Annotated in this window: 17 protein-coding genes; 9 read left to right on the forward strand and 8 right to left on the reverse strand. The window is 72.8% G+C overall.

Features of this window, described 5'->3' with window-relative positions; all coding sequences use genetic code 11:
* Positions 1-143 precede the first annotated feature (143 nt).
* Together ACZ6TV_RS33925 and ACZ6TV_RS33930 are read left to right on the forward strand one after the other, a co-directional pair.
* Complete coding sequence (locus tag ACZ6TV_RS33925) at positions 144-1310, forward strand: ROK family protein (protein WP_465301678.1); 1167 nt, start codon at positions 144-146, stop codon at positions 1308-1310.
* 47 nt (positions 1311-1357) lie between these two features.
* On the forward strand, positions 1358-2596 hold the full coding sequence (locus ACZ6TV_RS33930; protein WP_465301680.1) for a M48 family metallopeptidase: 1239 nt from the start codon (positions 1358-1360) through the stop codon (positions 2594-2596).
* Here the strand turns inward: ACZ6TV_RS33930 and ACZ6TV_RS33935 are convergent.
* Both ACZ6TV_RS33935 and ACZ6TV_RS33940 read right to left on the reverse strand, forming a co-directional pair.
* Complete coding sequence (locus tag ACZ6TV_RS33935) at positions 2586-3101, reverse strand: roadblock/LC7 domain-containing protein (protein WP_465301682.1); 516 nt, start codon at positions 3099-3101, stop codon at positions 2586-2588. The genes ACZ6TV_RS33930 and ACZ6TV_RS33935 overlap by 11 nt on opposite strands.
* A complete protein-coding gene (locus tag ACZ6TV_RS33940) occupies positions 3098-3436 on the reverse strand; it encodes a hypothetical protein (protein ID WP_465302045.1) in 339 nt (112 codons plus the stop codon). The genes ACZ6TV_RS33935 and ACZ6TV_RS33940 overlap by 4 nt, the downstream gene beginning before the upstream one ends.
* A 374-nt stretch (positions 3437-3810) precedes the next feature.
* Here ACZ6TV_RS33940 and ACZ6TV_RS33945 point away from each other — a divergent pair, with 374 nt between their 5' ends.
* Positions 3811-5745, forward strand: coding sequence for a S8 family peptidase (locus tag ACZ6TV_RS33945; RefSeq protein ID WP_465301684.1), 1935 nt, complete (start codon positions 3811-3813; stop codon positions 5743-5745).
* Positions 5746-5788: 43 nt separating this feature from the next.
* Here the strand turns inward: ACZ6TV_RS33945 and ACZ6TV_RS33950 are convergent, their stop codons facing one another.
* Together ACZ6TV_RS33950 and ACZ6TV_RS33955 are read right to left on the reverse strand one after the other, a co-directional pair.
* Positions 5789-6712, reverse strand: a complete 924-nt coding sequence (locus tag ACZ6TV_RS33950) for a hypothetical protein (protein ID WP_465301686.1) — start codon at positions 6710-6712, stop codon at positions 5789-5791.
* A gap of 13 nt (positions 6713-6725) precedes the next feature.
* Entirely contained in the window at positions 6726-7148 is a 423-nt protein-coding gene (locus ACZ6TV_RS33955) for a MarR family winged helix-turn-helix transcriptional regulator (protein WP_465301688.1), read from the reverse strand.
* Positions 7149-7240: 92 nt separating this feature from the next.
* On the opposite strand from ACZ6TV_RS33955, the gene ACZ6TV_RS33960 reads away from it, so the two are divergent.
* A complete protein-coding gene (locus ACZ6TV_RS33960; protein WP_465301690.1) occupies positions 7241-7867 on the forward strand; it encodes an FMN-dependent NADH-azoreductase in 627 nt (208 codons plus the stop codon).
* Positions 7868-7898: 31 nt separating this feature from the next.
* On the opposite strand, the gene ACZ6TV_RS33965 is transcribed toward ACZ6TV_RS33960, so the two are convergent.
* From ACZ6TV_RS33965 to ACZ6TV_RS33980, 4 genes are all read right to left on the reverse strand, one after another.
* Entirely contained in the window at positions 7899-8681 is a 783-nt protein-coding gene (locus ACZ6TV_RS33965; RefSeq protein WP_465301692.1) for a tRNA(His) guanylyltransferase Thg1 family protein, read from the reverse strand.
* A 112-nt stretch (positions 8682-8793) separates the two neighbouring features.
* Complete coding sequence (locus ACZ6TV_RS33970) at positions 8794-8979, reverse strand: hypothetical protein (protein ID WP_465301694.1); 186 nt, start codon at positions 8977-8979, stop codon at positions 8794-8796.
* Between the two features lie 84 nt (positions 8980-9063).
* Entirely contained in the window at positions 9064-9540 is a 477-nt protein-coding gene (locus ACZ6TV_RS33975) for a hypothetical protein (protein WP_465301696.1), read from the reverse strand.
* 66 nt (positions 9541-9606) lie between these two features.
* Entirely contained in the window at positions 9607-10491 is an 885-nt protein-coding gene (locus ACZ6TV_RS33980) for a bifunctional helix-turn-helix transcriptional regulator/GNAT family N-acetyltransferase (protein WP_465301698.1), read from the reverse strand.
* 58 nt (positions 10492-10549) lie between these two features.
* Between ACZ6TV_RS33980 and ACZ6TV_RS33985 the strand changes: the two genes are divergently transcribed.
* The 5 genes from ACZ6TV_RS33985 to ACZ6TV_RS34005 all read left to right on the forward strand — a co-directional run bounded on the left by ACZ6TV_RS33985 (position 10550) and on the right by ACZ6TV_RS34005 (position 15682).
* Positions 10550-10954: a ribosomal maturation YjgA family protein gene (locus tag ACZ6TV_RS33985; protein WP_465301700.1), complete on the forward strand. Its 405-nt coding sequence runs from the start codon at positions 10550-10552 to the stop codon at positions 10952-10954.
* Between the two features lie 65 nt (positions 10955-11019).
* Positions 11020-13824 (forward strand): glycoside hydrolase family 9 protein, encoded by a 2805-nt coding sequence (locus tag ACZ6TV_RS33990; protein WP_465301702.1) that lies wholly within the window; start codon positions 11020-11022, stop codon positions 13822-13824.
* Positions 13825-13884: 60 nt separating this feature from the next.
* On the forward strand, positions 13885-14169 hold the full coding sequence (locus ACZ6TV_RS33995; protein WP_465301704.1) for a hypothetical protein: 285 nt from the start codon (positions 13885-13887) through the stop codon (positions 14167-14169).
* Positions 14166-14681: an adenylyl-sulfate kinase gene (locus ACZ6TV_RS34000; RefSeq protein ID WP_465301706.1), complete on the forward strand. Its 516-nt coding sequence runs from the start codon at positions 14166-14168 to the stop codon at positions 14679-14681. The genes ACZ6TV_RS33995 and ACZ6TV_RS34000 overlap by 4 nt, the downstream gene beginning before the upstream one ends.
* 578 nt (positions 14682-15259) lie before the next feature.
* The gene (locus ACZ6TV_RS34005; protein WP_465301708.1) at positions 15260-15682 is read left to right on the forward strand and encodes a hypothetical protein; all 423 of its coding nucleotides are present in this window, start codon (positions 15260-15262) and stop codon (positions 15680-15682) included.
* Positions 15683-15697 lie beyond the last annotated feature (15 nt).

A 15697-nucleotide genomic window follows, 5' to 3' on the forward strand; every position in this document is an offset into this window, starting at 1 on the left:
CCCTCCCCCCCCCTCCCCTCCCCCCCCCTCTCCCCCCCCCTCCCCCCCCCCTCTCCCCCCCCCCCCCCCCCCCCCCCCCCCCCCCCCTCCCCCCCCCCCCCCCCCCCCCCCCCCCCCCCCCACGCCGTTGTAGGGAGCGGCCCGTGTCAGCGAGTTCCCAGAGCCCCCAGCGAAGCACCCCGACCCAGGACTCGGTCCGCCGCCAGAATCTGGGCGCGCTGCTGCGATACGTGCACGTCAGCGGCGACACCTCGCGCGCGGAACTGACCAACCAGCTCGGCCTCAACCGCAGCACGATCGGCGCGCTCACCGCCGACCTCGCGGGCGCCGGTCTCATCGACGAGGGTGTCCCGCTGGAGACCGGCCGGGCCGGCCGCCCGTCGCTGGTCGTGCGTCCCAGGTCGTCGCGGGTGTACGGGTACGCGCTGAGCATCGAGGTCGACCGGCTGCGCGCCGCGCGGGTCGGGCTCGGCGGCAAGGTCCTGGACAGCCGGGAGCTCCCCCGGCCGCGCGGCACCGCGGTCCGCGACACCCTCTCGACCCTCGCCGGGTTCATCGACGACATGCGGCGCAGCGCATCCGCCGACGCCGTCTTCGTCGGCAGCGGCATCGCCGTGTCCCGCATGATGCGCCACGCCGACGGCGTCGTGCGCATGCTCCCGCCCGGCGCCGCCCTCGACGCGGCCGACGACCTGGGACTCGACCGCCCGCCGGTGGCCGGCAACGTCGCGGACCTCGCCGCCCTCGCCGAGCACACCCGCGGTGCCGCCGCCGGCCTCGACAACGTCGTCTACCTGCACGGCGACGCGAGCATCAGCGCCGGCATCATCGCCGGCGGCCGCCGCGTCACCGGCCACGGCGGCCACGGCGGCGAAGTCGGCCACATGGTCGTCAACCCGCAGGGCCTCGCCTGCGGCTGCGGGTCCCGGGGCTGCTGGGAGACCGAGATCGCCCGGCACGTCTCCCTCGACCGCGACGCCGTCCTGGCGTGCGTCGAGGCGGCCCGGCTCGGTGACCCGGCGGCCCGCGACGCCGTGCGGCAGGCCGCGGACTGGCTCGGCTTCGGCGTCGCCAACCTGGTGAACATCTTCAACCCGACCGCCGTCGTGTTCGGCGGCGCGCTGCGGGAGCTGTACCTCGCCGGCGCCGCCCACGTCCGGAGCCGGCTGTCGACGGCGGCGCTGCCCGGCTGCCGGGACCACGTCCGGCTGCGCACCCCGCTGCTCGGCGACGACGCGCCGCTGGTCGGCGCCGCCGAGCTCGCCTTCGAACGGCTCCTCGCCGACCCCCTGGAGACCGCCGAATCGTGACCGTCCCGGGGCAGACAGGGACCACCCCGGGCCGCAGAATCTCGATCGTGACTCTCGCCGCCACCGGTACCGACGAACGCTGCCCACGCTGCCGGGCGGGCCTCGTCGCGGCGGACCCGGCACCCGCGTGGTGCCCGGCCTGCGAATGGGGACTCGACGCGTTCGACCGGCACCGGGCGCCGCGGACCTGGGGCCTGCGCGCCGGTGACCGGGCCGACCACTGGCTGGCGTTCCGGCTCAACCGGCGCCAGTACGACTCCCTCGGCGGCAGGCCGGTCGGGCACCGCGGCAGTCCCGTGGCCCGGGTCGCGATGCTGCTGCTCGCCACGCCGCTGCTGCTGGTCGCGCCGCTGTGCCTGGCCGCCGGGGTCTACCTCGCCGGCAGCGCCTCGCCCATCGGGATGGTCCTCGGCCCGGCGATCGTCATCTGCACGCTCGTCCTGGCGTGGCCGCGGCGCCGCGAGGAGCCGCTCTGGCGGCCGTGGGTCGTCGACGAGGCCTCCGCGCCGGCGCTGTTCGGCCTCCTGCGCCGGATCGCCGGCGCGGCCGGCACCCCGATGCCGCACGAGGTGCACCTGGACCACGACGTCAACGCGGCCGTCACCGTGCGCGGGTTCCGTCGCCGCCGGGTGCTGTGCGTCGGGCTGCCGCTGTGGGCCGCCCTCGACCCCCAGGAACGTGTCGGGCTGCTCGCGCACGAGTTCGGGCACTTCGTCAACCGCGACGCGCGGCGCGGCCTCGTCGTCCGGGGCGGCCTGCGGGTCCTGCACAGCATGCTCGGCGTGCTGGCCGGCGCCGTGCGCGGCGGCTCGCTGTGGGTGCTGCCGGTGGTGTTCCTCGGGGCACCGGTCCTGTGGCTGCTGTCGGTGGCGCTGCTGGTGCTCTCCGGCCGGGACAGCCAGCGCGCCGAGTACCTCGCCGACCAGCTAGCGACCCGGGTCGCCGGCACTGCCGCGATGGCGGGCCTGTTCGACGGCCTGCTGGTCAGCGACGGCCTGCCCGCCGCGGTCGCGGCGGGGCACCGCAGCCCCGCCGACCCGCTGACCTGGCGGACCGCCGCCGCTCACCTGCGCGCGTCGGCGCCCCTGGAGACCCTCGCCCTGCTCAGCCTCCGGACCGAGGCGTCGCTGCTGCGCTCGCACCCGCCCACCGGTCTGCGCCGGCGGATGGTGCGCTCCCGGCCGGTACAGGCGGCGCAGATCGAACCCGACGAGCGGGAATGGGCGGCGGTCGAACGCGACCTCGCCCCGTGGTTCGCGAAGCTGGCGAAACGGCTCAGTGGCTGAGCAGACCGGCCAGGCGCTGGCAGCTCGGGCGGGCCTCGAGGTGCAGGCGGGCGACGTTGAGCCCGTCGGCGCCGAGCACGGCCAGCAGGGTGGTGCCGGTGACGGCGTACACGGTGAGGTATCCGCCGTCGTTGCGCATCGTCGCGTCACGGAACGGTGACTGCCCCAGCACCAGCGCCACCTGCCGGCCGAGGCCGAAGGTGGTCGCGGCGAGGGCGGCCAGGTCGTGCGGTTCGGTCTCCGGACCCAGGTCCTGGGTGACGAGCAGCCCGTCGACGCCCGCCAGGACGCTGCCGCGGACCCCCGGCACACGCAGGCGGAGGTCCGCCATCTCCGCGCGCACCGGGGAGAGGACCGCGTCGTACGGCTCCGGCCGGGCACCGAACGGGGCGGGTTGGAGCTGGCCCACCGAGCCACCGGGCTCGATGCCCTCCCGGCGCGGCAGGCCGCCCGAGCCGCCCGAGCCGCCTGCGCTGTCCAGGTCGCCGAAGAAGCCCGATGTCACAGTTCGAGGCCCTCTTCGATCAGGCGCAGCTGGTGGCGGGCCAGCGCGAGGTTCGCGCGGGCCTTGGCCAGCGCCACGTACAGGAACAGGCCGTGACCGTTGCGGGAGTGCAGCGGGCGGATCAGGTGGTACTGGCTGTCGAGGGTGATCAGGATGTCCTCGATCGGCTCGCCGATGCCGAGCATCTCGATGGTGCGCAGCTTCGACCGGACGACGTCGGTGTTGCCGGCCGCGGCCACCGTGATGTCGAAGTCGGGGCCGCCACCGAGGGTGCCCAGCGTCATGCCGCTGGTGTAGTCGACGAGCGCGACCGCGAACGCCCCTTCGATGTTCATCGTGCTCTTCAGCGCGACGTCCAGGTTGCTGCTCAAACCGTGCCTCCAGGGGAACCGTGCGTTTGCCGAGGCCAGCGTCGCACAAGGCGATCTCTTCTCACATATTTCGACGCGGCATTTGGCCGGTCGGCTCATCCGCTGCTGACCCCTCGACCGATTGCCGGTCACCCCGAGCGAGCGCGTGCCGCACGCAGCGTCGCGGCACGTCCCGAAGCGCGGGTTCATAAACAGTTTTGACGTTACGAAACATCGACGTCTGTTTTCCGGGGTGACTCCCGGCCGTCACGCGCTCCTACCTTCTGCTGCAGCCCTCCGGGGTCGGCGTCAACCGGACCCGGCCACGGAGCCGGCAACCCCATCGAGGAGGTCTCACCGTGTTGCACCGAATTACGGCGGCCGGCACCGCGCTCGTCGCGGGGCTGGTCGGCGCCTTCGCGGCGGCCGGACCGGCGCTGGCCGCGCCCGCGGTCGGCGCGATCCTGTACGCGGACAGTCCCGACGCGGTTTCGGGTCGCTACATCGTCACCCTGAAAGACGGCTCCACCTCGATCTCCACCCAGGCGACCCGGCTCACCGGCCGGTTCGGCGGCCAGACCCGGCACGTCTACGACCCGGTCCAGCGCGGCTTCTCGGCGAGCATGTCCTCGCAGCAGGCGGCGCGCCTGGCGGCGGACCCGGCCGTGGCGTCGGTGGAGGCGGTCCAGCGCATCACCGTGCTGGACACCCAGAACAACCCGCCGAACTGGGGCGACGACCGCATCGACCAGCGCAGCCTGCCGCTCAACCAGGCGTTCACGTACCCGGCGAACCCGGGCCAGGGCGCGACCGTGTACGTGCTGGACACCGGCCTGAACGCCAGCCACACCGAGTTCACCGGCCGGGTCAAGCAGGGCACCGACATCGTCGACGGGGACAGCAACCCCGCCGACTGCCACGGGCACGGCACGCACGTCGCGGGCACCGCCGTCGGTACCAGCTACGGCATCGCGAAGAAGGCGAGCCTCGTCTCGGTGCGGGTCCTCAACTGCCAGGGCTCGGGCACCAACGACGACCTGATCGCGGGTATCAACTGGGTGCGCGCCAACGCGCAGAAGCCCGCGGTCGCGAACTACTCCATCGGCTGCGGCAGCCGGTGCAGCAGCCAGGCCATGGACAGCGCGGTGTCGAGCCTGATCAGCTCGGGCGTGCAGTTCGTGCAGGCGGCCGGCAACAACGGCGACGACGCCTGCTACTACAGCCCGCAGGGGGTCGCCGCGGCGATCACCGTCGGCAACAGCAACAGCTCCGACGGGCGCAACAGCAGCAGCAACTACGGCTCCTGCCTGGACCTGTTCGCCCCCGGGACGAGCATCGTGTCCGCGTCGTACTCCAGCAACACCGGCAGCGCGACGATGACGGGCACCTCGATGGCGTCGCCGCACGTGGCCGGCGCCGCGGCGCTGTACCTGGGCGCGAACCCGAACGCCACCCCGGCGCAGGTGCGCGACGCCCTGGTGAACAACGGCACCACCGGCAAGATCACCAGCCCGGGCAGCGGCTCGCCGAACGTGCTGCTGTACACCGGCTTCATCGGCGGCGGGACGCCCACCGACCCGTCCGTGACGAACCCGGGCAACAAGAGCTCTGTCGTCGGCCAGTCGGTCGACCTGCAGATCCAGGGCAGCGGCGGCACCACGCCGTACACCTGGAGCGCGTCCGGCCTCCCGGCCGGGCTGTCCATCGGCGCGTCGACCGGTCGGATCACCGGCAGCGCGACGACCGCGGGCACCTCGAACGTCACGGTGACGCTGAAGGACGCGGCCAACAAGACCGCGACCGCGCAGTTCACCTGGACGGTCACCACCGGTGGCGGCGGCTGCACACCCTCGCAGCCCGTCGGCAACGGAGGGTTCGAGAGCGGCACGTCGCCGTGGACCGCGACCGCGAACGTGATCGGGACGTGGTCGCAGTACCCGGCGCGCAGCGGTACCCGCAACGCCTGGCTCAACGGGGGCGGCCGGGTGCAGACCGACACGGTCTCGCAGCAGGTCGCGATCCCGTCCGGCTGCACCTCCGTGCAGCTGCGGTTCTGGATCCGCATCACCACCGCGGAGTACGAGAACCTCGCCTACGACAAGCTGACCGTCACCCTCGGCAGCACCACCGTGGCCACGTATTCGAACCTCGACAAGACGAACGGGTACGTGGAGAAGGTCATCGACGTGAGCGGGTTCGCCGGGCAGACGGTCACGCTGAAGTTCAACGGCGTGGAGGACTGGAACCTGCAGACCAGCTTCGTCCTCGACGACGTGTCCGTCAGCGCGTCCTGACGGCCGCGTGAGGCGGGGAGTGACCGGTCCGGGAGGGGGCCGGTCACTCCCATTCCCAGCGCATGCCGACGATGCCGGGGGGAACGTCGGAGGCGATGACGTGAGCGCCGTGGGTGGAGCCGATCCACGTCTCCCACACGCCCTGGTCCGGCGCGTTGAGCCCGCGGCGCTCGAAGCGCCGGCAGCGCGCCGGCACCGCGTCGTGGTCGAACTGGACCTGCAGCACGTATTCCGTCACCGGTGTCGAGAAGCCCCGGTAGTAGTTGTCCGTCGTTTCCATGGAGTCGCTGCGGTACTGGTACTCCAGCACCACCGTCTCGCCCTGCGCCAGCATCCGATCGAAGATGATCTCGGCCGCGACGAGCCCGCCGGCGTCGCTGCGGACGCGGCCGATGCGGCAGTTGCGGATCGCGTTGATGGTGACGTGCGCGGTCGGGTCGTCGGTGAGGAACACCGCGACCGTGCGGGAGACCCGGTCGATGTTGGCCCGCAGCACCTGCCGGCAGGTGAGGCTGATCTCCTGCCGCTTGGCGCCGACGAGATACAGGTCGTGCAGGCTCAGCCTGGTCAGCTCGTGATACATCCACCGGTCGAGCTCGCCGACCATCTTCGCGACGCTGGTGCCGTCGCTGAACAGCCGGTCGATCTCGATGGTCCCCGGCGGCTGGCTCAGCCACCGCCCGCGCGGCCGGCGCGGCCCGAGCTGCACCATCAGCGACTCCTCGGGCAGCGCGAGGATCTGCTCCAGGAGGCGGACCGCCTTGAGCGACTCGGGCCGCTCGGGCCTGCTGCGACCGCGCCGCCAGTAGCTCAGCGTGGTGATGCTGACGCTGACGCCCTTGCTGGCGAGCCGCTCCTGGATCTCGTCCAGGCGGATGCCGCGGTCCTCGATGGCGAGGTGCAGCGCGGCGGAGAACGGGCCGGTGCGCAGCGCGTGCGCCAGGTCGCGACCCAAGCCCTTCTCCATGCCCGGTGAGTATCTACCCCTTGAGCACTTTTTCCAATGCCGTCGCGACCGTCCGCGCCTCGGCCGCCGTCATCCTGCTGGTGAAGTGCGCGTCGATGCCCGCCAGGTAGGTCGGCGCGGCGGCGCGCAGCCGCGCCCGACCGGCGGTGGTGATCCTCGCGAACGCGGACCGCCCGTCCGCCGGGTTGGCGACCCGCTCGACCAGCCCGGCCTTGGTGAGCTCGTCGACGACGCGGCTGGTCCGGCTGCGGCTCACCACCGCCTTCGCGCCCAGCTCCCCCATCGTGAGCCGCCGCTCCGGCGCCGAGTTGAGCTCGAGCAGCACGTCATACCAGGTCAGCGGCAGTCCGTGGGCCGCCTGCAGCTCCTGGTCCAGCAGCGGGACCAGCGCGGCGTGCACCCGCAGCAGTCCCGCCCACGCGGCCGTGTTGTCCATCGTCACACCGTACCAACTCTTGTGCGCACGCACGCAAGTGGACTAACTTCGTGCGTGCGCACACACATTGGTCGCACCTCTGGAGGCTCGTCATGACCACGCTGCTGCACATCTCGGCGTCCCCGCGCGGCGCCCGCTCGGAGTCCCTCGCCCTCGCGTCGCGCTTCCTGCAGGCGTACCGGGAGGAGCACCCCACCCATACGGTGCAGGAATGGGACCTGTGGGACGGCACGCTCCCCGCCTTCGGCCCGCCCGCTGCGGCCGCGAAGATGGACGTCTTCGCCGGCCTGGAGCCCAGCGGTGCGGGCGCCGCCGCCTGGGCCGCCGCCCGCGCGACCTTCGACGCCTTCGCCGCCGCCGACAAGCTGCTGTTCTCGGTCCCGATGTGGAACGGTTCGGTCCCGTACATCCTGAAGCAGTTCATCGACGTGGTGAGCCAGCCGGGACTGGTCTTCGGCTTCGACCCGGCAGCCGGCTACACCGGCCTGCTCACCGGCCGCAAGGCCGCGGTCGTCTACACCAGCGCCGTCTACGGCGAGGGTCGCGGCCCGGCGTTCGGCGCCGACTTCCAGCAGCCGTTCTTCGACGGCTGGCTGCGCTGGGCCGGCATCACCGACCTCACCACCGTCTCGTTCCGCCCCAACCTCGCCACGGCGGACGCCGCCGCGGGCCGCGCCCTGGCCACCGCCGACGCCGTCGAGGCCGCGAAGCGCTTCTGAGCCCGGCCGCCGGCCGCCTCGCCACCGCCCGTCAGGCGGTGGCGAGGCCCGGCAGCGCGGGGATCGCCGTCGCGAGGAACCCGTCCGCGGCCACCGTGAAGTGCGGCGCGGCCCGCGTCTCCCACCACGACCGCAGCGCGGTGACCGTCTCCTCGGCCCCGGTCCGTTTGTGCACGAACGTCACCGTCCGCTCCCCCGACGCCTTCACGACCACCCGCCCCCGCTTGCACCCGCCGGGGTAGTCGTTCCAGTTGATGCCGTGCTCGGCGAACAACATCTCCTGCGCCTGCCCGGAGTGCACCCCCTGCAGCCGCCGGTGCGGAAACACCGCCTGCGCCGCCATCGCGATGCTGTTGCGCACCGCGTCCCGCTGCCGCCAGACGAAGTACCGGGCGACCTCGGCGGGATCCGCGACGGTGAACACCCGCGCGTCGAACATCGCGGGCACCCCGGGCCGCCGCGCGTTCAGCGTCGCCGTCGCCACCGAGGCCGCCACCGAACACCACTTCTGCACCTCGCCGCCGAACCAGGCCTGCGTCCCCGCCCCCGCGAAGTCGACCGCGAGCACGGACACCTCGTCGGACTGCACGTAGGCGAACACGCTCCCGGCGATCTCCGCGCACAACGCCTCACCCACGGCGTCCATGTCCGCCATGAACGCCTCGTCGTAGGGCTTCGCCGCGCCCCGCAGATACCCGTGGAACGCCCGGCCGTCGACCCGCAGCAGGGTGTGCGTGCGCCGCGGCAGCACCGTCCGCGTCACCCGCTCGTAGCCCTTCATCCGATCCCCGAGCCCGTCCCCGTCGACACCCATGCCCGAGATGCCACCACGCCCCCGCCTCCACCGCACACCATTTTTCCGCGTACGGTGGCGTCCGTGACGGAACCGGCGGGCGGCTCAGCGGTCGGTCACGGCGCCGCGGGGGTCAGCCGTCGGCGCGCGGGCGGACCACGACGACGAGGGTCGTCAACGGGCCGAACAGCAGCGACCAGGCCCACCAGACCAGACCGCTGCGGCCCTTGCCCTGGGCGAGGCCGGCGTTGATCAGTGACAGCAGCAGCCAGAGCAGCCCTGCGCAGACGTAGGACTCCGCCGAGGCGTGGAACTCCACCGATGACCTCTTCCGATCGACAGGATGCGGGCCATCCTAACGATCAACGTCGACGCGCGGTGCCCGTCGAGAGCCGCGGGCCGGTCAGTGCAGGGCGGCCTTCAGGACGATCATCGCGACGCCGAAGCTGCCGGCGACGGCGGTCGACACGAGCCGCTCCAGGGTGCTCAGCCGGCCGTGGCCGCCGATCTCCCAGCCCGCCAGGCACAGCAGCAGGGTGGAGCAGACGAGGGCGGCGACCACCGCGGTGGGCTGGGAGCGGCCGAGCAGGTCGGCGGCGACGAGGACGGCGACCGGCAGGGCGGAGGCGGTCACGATCTCCCAGCCGGTGGTGAGCTGCCGGCGGACCACCGGCCAGCGCGGGCGGTGCCGCTCGTGGAGCCGTTCGGCGACCAGGCGGGCGTAGCGCTCGGCGCTCCAGTACACCAGCAGCGTCACGACGACACCGGCGGCGGTGGCGGCCGCGGTGTGGGCGTGGGAGGTGGCCATGACCGCGGCGCTGACGATCACGCCGTAGATGCCGGCTGCCGTGCCCTCCTCGTCGGCCCGCGCGATCCGCACGCACCAACGGTCTTCGCGGACCCCGGCCGGCGCCTCCTCCGGCGCGGGTGAAGCGCGGCCGCGGGGTCAGAGGCGCTTGGCGAACCAGTGGTGCGCGTACGGCTCGTCGTTGTACGCGGGCACCTCCTCGTAGCCGCTGGAGCGGTAGAGGCGGATCGCCTCGGTGAGGTTGCGGTTGGTGTCCAGGCGGACGGACCGCCAGCCGGCGGATGCCGCGTGGTGCTCCAGCGCGCCCAGGATGCGGCGGCCGACGCCGAGCCCGCGGACCGTGCCGGAGACCCACACGCGTTTGATCTCGGCGGGGGCGCCGGGGTGGAGTTTCACCGCGCCGCAGCCGACCGGCTCGCCGGACAGGGTCGCCAGCAGGAACGCGCCCCTCGGCGGGGTCAGGTCGTCGTCGTCGACGGGCTTGCTGGTCGCCGTGTCGAAGCCGTCGTCGAAGCGCCGGGCCAGCTCGCGGGCATACGCGCGCAGGCAGGCGCGGGCCCTCGGGTCGCCCGGCGGGCACACGGACAGCTCCACCATCGAGGCCATGAGCAGCCGCTCCACCTCCGCCATCGCGGTGGCCAGCCGGCCCCGCTGCCCGTCGCTGAGGGGGCCGAGGATCGACTGGGCCAGGTCGTCGGAGGCGCGGTCGAGCACCGCCCACTCCGCCAGCCCGGCAGGCGTCAGCGACGCTTCCCTGACCCGGGCGTCTCCGCTGGTACCGACACCGACGCCGACCAGGCCGTCGGCCTCCAGGGCACGCAGGAGACGGCTGAGATAGCCGGCGTCCAGGCCGAGCCGGGCGCGCAGGGCGGCCACCTCCGCGCCGGCGGGACCGATCTCCCACAGCAGGCGGGCCTGCCCGAGGGGGCGTCCCCGGGACAGATACTCGTCGTCGAGCGCGCCGACGCGTTGTGTCACGGTCCGGTTGAAGCGCCGGACGGTCGCCAGCAGTTCGTCGTTCACATGTCTGACTATAGTCAGGTAACTCGGAGTGCTGGAAGGCGTGAGGCATACTCGGCGCGTGAAACGACGTCTGTCCGCCCTCGCCGGGGTCGCGCTCGCCCTGGCGGTCGCGTTCGGGATCCGGGCCGTCGACGACGGGGACCTGCGCCAGTACTCCGGCACCGCGCTGTACGCCTCGATGATCTACGCGGGCGTCTTCTTCATCAGGCCCCGAACGACCCCGCTCGTCGCGGGCGCGGCCGCGATCGCGTTCTGCTGGGCGATGGAGCTGTTCCAGCTGACCGGCGTCCCCGCGGACCTCTCTGCGCGCAGCCTCCTGGCGCGATACGTGTTCGGCGTGACGTTCGACCCGGTCGACCTCGCCTGGTACCCGGTCGGCGTCGTGCCGTTGGTGCTGCTCCACGTGCTGGCCGGAAGAAAGTTTCACGGCGCGAGCAGGGAGGACGCCGCCGCGCACCGGTGATATGCCCTCGCCGGGGCGGTGACGGGGTTCAATCCGCGCACCGCCACCCGGAGAGGAGCACCACCATGCGCAGGAGGATTCTCGGCGCAGTCGCGGCGCTCGGGGTCGCCGCCGCCACGACGGTCATCGCCGTGGCAGCCTCGACCCCGGCCACGGCAGCACCCGCGTACAACTACGCGGAGGCCCTGCAGAAGTCGATCTGGTTCTACGAGGCCCAGCAGGCCGGCACCAAGCCCGCGTGGAGCCGGGTCGGGTGGCGCGGCAACGCCGCCACGACCGACGGCGCCGACGTCGGCCTCGACCTGACCGGCGGCTGGTTCGACGCCGGCGACCACGTCAAGTTCGGGTTCCCGATGGCCTTCTCCACCACGATGCTCGCGTGGGGCGCGGTCGAGTACCGCGACGCCTACGTGCAGTCGGGCCAGCTGACGAACCTCGTCAACAACCTTCGCTTCGTCAACGACTACTTCATCAAGGCCCACCCGTCGCCGAACGTCCTCTACGGCCAGATCGGCTCCGGCAACCCCGACCACGCCTGGTGGGGACCGGCCGAGGTGATGCCGATGGCGCGCCCCTCGTACAAGATCGACGCCACCTGCGGCGGCTCCGACCTCGCCGGTGAGACGGCCGCCGCCATGGCCGCCTCCTCGATCGTGATCCGCCCGACCGACGCCACCTACGCCGACAAGCTCGTCACGCACGCCAAGCAGCTCTACGCGTTCGCCGACGCCGTGCGCAAGAAGTACAGCGAGTGCATCACCGACGCGGCCAGCTACTACAACTCGTGGAGCGGCTTCAACGACGAGCTCGTCTGGGGCGCGATCTGGCTCTACCGCGCCACCAACGACGCGAGCTACCTCGCCAAGGCCGAGGCCGGCTACGACAACCTCAGCAACGAGAACCAGACGACCACGAAGTCCTACAAGTGGACGATCGCCTGGGACGACAAGTCGTACGGCTGCTACGTGCTGCTGGCCAAGCTCACCGGCAAGCAGCGCTACGTCGACGACGCCAACCGGTGGCTGGACTACTGGAGCGTCGGCGTCAACGGCCAGAAGGTGCCCACGTCGCCCGGCGGCCAGGCCGTCCTGGACAGCTGGGGCTCGCTGCGCTACGCGGCCAACACGTCGTTCGTCGCGCTGCTGTACAGCGACTGGCTCACCGACGCGACGCGCAAGGCGCGGTACCACGACTTCGGCGTCCGCCAGATCAACTACATCCTGGGCGACAACCCCCGCAACTCCAGCTACATGATCGGCTTCGGGGCCAACTCGCCGCGCAACCCGCACCACCGCACCGCGCACGGGTCCTGGACCGACCAGCTCACCAACCCCGAGGTCTCCCGGCACGTCCTGTACGGCGCGCTCGTCGGCGGTCCTTCGTCACCGAACGACAGCTACACCGACAGCCGGTCCGACTACGTGATGAACGAGGTCGCCACCGACTACAACGCCGGGTTCACCTCCGCCCTGGCCCGCATGTACCGCGAGTACGGCGGCACGGCGCTGGCCAACTTCCCGGTCGCGGAGACCCCGGACGGGCCCGAGATGTACGTCGAGTCGTCCATCAACACACCCGGCACGACGTTCACCGAGATCAAGGCGATGGTCTACAACAAGTCGGCGTGGCCGGCACGGACCCTCGACCAGGGCTCGTTCCGCTACTACTTCACCCTCGACGGCACGACCACGCCGTCGCAGATCACGCTGTCCAGCGCCTACAACCAGTGCACCGCGCCGACCGGCCCGACGCTGGTCAGCGGCAGCACGTACTACGTCACCGTCAGCTGCGTGGGGCAGAAGATCGCGCCGGCCGGGCAGTCCGCGTGGCGGCGCGAGGTCCAGTTCCGCATCGCGTCCTCCGGCACGTGGGACCCGACCAACGACTGGTCCTACCCGGCGGCCGCGGGCCCGAACACCCACATCACCCTCTACGACGGCGCCACCAAGGTCTGGGGCGACGCCCCCGGCACCGGCCCCGCCGACACCACCCCGCCGTCCAGGCCCGGCACGCCGACGTTCACCAACGTCACGTCGACGTCGGTCACCGCCTCCTGGACGGCCTCGACCGACAACGTCGGCGTCGCGTCGTACCGGGTGTCGTCGGCCACCGGCGTCGTCGGCACCACGACCGGCACCTCCCTGGCCATCACCGGCCTGACGCCGGCGACCGCCTACAGCTTCACGGTCGTCGCGCTGGACACCTCCGGCAACGCGTCCACGGCGTCGGCGGCCGGCACCGTCACGACCTCACCGGCCACCGGTGACGTCACGCCGCCGACGAAGCCCGGCACGCCGGTCGCGTCGGCGGTCACCAGCAGCGGCGCGACGCTGTCCTGGACCGCGTCGACCGACGCCGTCGGCGTCACCGGCTACGACGTCCTGCGCCTCGGCGGCACCGCCGGGCCGGTCGTCGTCGCCACCGCCACCGGCACGACCGCCACGGTCACCGGGCTCACCGCGTCCACCGCCTACCAGTTCGCCGTCCGGGCGAAGGACGCCGCCGGCAACCTGTCGACGCTGTCGGACCCGGTCACGGTGACGACGACCGGCACCAGCACCGGGAAGTCCTGCGAGGCCACCTACCGCGTCACGAACCAGTGGGGCGACGGCTTCAACGGCGAGGTGACGGTGCGCAACTCCGGCGGGCAGGCGATCACCGGCTGGACGGTGACGTTCACGTTCCCGGGCAACCAGCGGATCAGCAACGGCTGGTCCGGCGTCTTCTCGCAGACCGGCGCGGCCGTCACCGTCCGCAACGCCGACTACAACGGTGCGCTGGCACCGGCGGCGTCGGCGGCGGCCGGCTTCAGCGCCTCCTACAGTGGCACGAACACCGGCCCTGCCACCCTCACCTGCACCGCCAGCTGAGGATCTTTTGCAAGAGCGGCCCCCGGCATTTGCCCGCCGGGGGCCGTACCATCGGTGGTGATGGCCGAAGCCGTGATCGACCTGGACGCGCCGGTGGTCGCCGTGCCCCCGCGGCGCCGTTCGCTCACGCCCCGGGCCCTGCTGCTCGCGGTGTGCGCGCTGGCCGCCGCCGTGCCGGCCACCGCACCCGCGCCGATGTCCTTCGCCCAGCGGCTGCCGGTCTCGGTGTACTGCTCAGGCATGGCACTGCCCGGCGGCCGGCTCAACATCGTCGAGGGCGACGCCTGGATCCTCCTCGACGGCCAGACCGGCGTCGTCCTCAGCACCGGCCACTGCCCCCGGTGACCCGCAGCGAGGTGCTCTTCGTCGGCGGCAGGTCCGGGGTCGGCAAGAGCAGCGTCGCCGCCGAGCTGCACGCCCAGCTGTCCGCGGCGGAGGTCCGGCACTGCGTCATCGAGGGCGATAACCTGGACCTGGCCTTCCCGCCGCCGTGGGAGCACGGGCTCGCCGAGCGCAACCTCGCCGCCATGTGGGCCAACTACCGCTCCCTCGGGTATCACCGGCTCATCTACACCAACACGGTCAGCGTCCGGCAGGTCCCGCGGCTGACCGAGGCCATGGGTGACGACCCGCTCGTCACCGCCGTGCTGCTCACCTCCTCCGACGCGACGGCCCGCACCCGCCTGGCCCGGCGCGAGATCGGCACCGCGCTGCTCGCCCACGTGGAGCGCAGCGACGCCGCGGCACGGTCGCTCGACGCGTCGGCGCCGGCTTCGGTACACCGCATCCCCACCGACGACCGGGCCGTCCCGGACATCGCGGCCGGGATCCTGGCGCTGACAGGTTGGCGCCGCTAGCGCTTCGCGGGTTCGCGTCGCTGTTTGACCACCCGCGCCGATCTGCCGCCAGGGACCCATGCCGCGCTCGGCTTCGCCGCCGCCCACCCGGAAGCGTTCCGGTCGTGGCACGCCGGCTCCGACACGCTGGTCCTGGTCGCCGCACACCCGTCCCTGCCGCGCGGCGTCCGCCGCCGGTCACCGCCACGTCAGGTTTCCAGAGCCGGACCTCGGGGGCGCGCCGACCGCGGCCGCCGTCGAACCGGCCGCGCACCGGCTCCTCTCCCACCTGCCCCTTCCCCTGCGCAGTCACAGGGAGGTGAACACCATGACCACCGACCTCACCGGTCGTGCCGCCCTCGACACCTCAACCGGCGGGTCGCCGCCCAGCGCTTCGTGCCGCGGACCCTGACCGGGGCCGAACACCTCGCGGCCCGCGACCGGCGGCCCTCGCCCTGACCGTCCACAACGGGCCGGCCCCGGCCCACGCCTCATGCCGTCTCCAAAACAGCACGTGGCGGGTTCGACTCCCGCCTGAGGCTGCCGCCCTCTCACCCCACCCGGTGGGTGTGCGCGGGCGCGGCACTAGGGTCGTGCGCATGGTGGGGGTACCGCGGGTGGTCGCGTCGGGTGAGCTGGTGGCTCGGGTGGGCGGGGTGGCCGTGCACCTGCTCACGGTCGAGGCGTGGGACGGGCGGGTCGCCGTGCGGGTCGTCGGGGTGCCCGATGACGGTGCGCTGCAAGCGATGCGGGCGCACGACGTGGCGATGGCCGAGTGGTACACGTCCGCGGCGGCCGCCGCCGGGACCCGGCCGCCGAGGTCGCCGGCCGACGAGACCCTCGAGGCGCTGCGGGTGCAGGCCGAGCAGGGCGGGGTGCCGCTGCGGGCGATGGTCCGGTCGCACGGCGGCAGCGGGACCGAGTGGCTCGGGCAGTGGGTGTTCGAGGCCGGCACCGGCATGGTCAAGCTGACCGTCGAGGCCGGCGACGACCGGTGGAGCGAGACCTTCGACCTGGCATAGGCCGCATCGGCCGGT

The organism is Dactylosporangium sp. NPDC051087 (assembly GCF_055586325.1).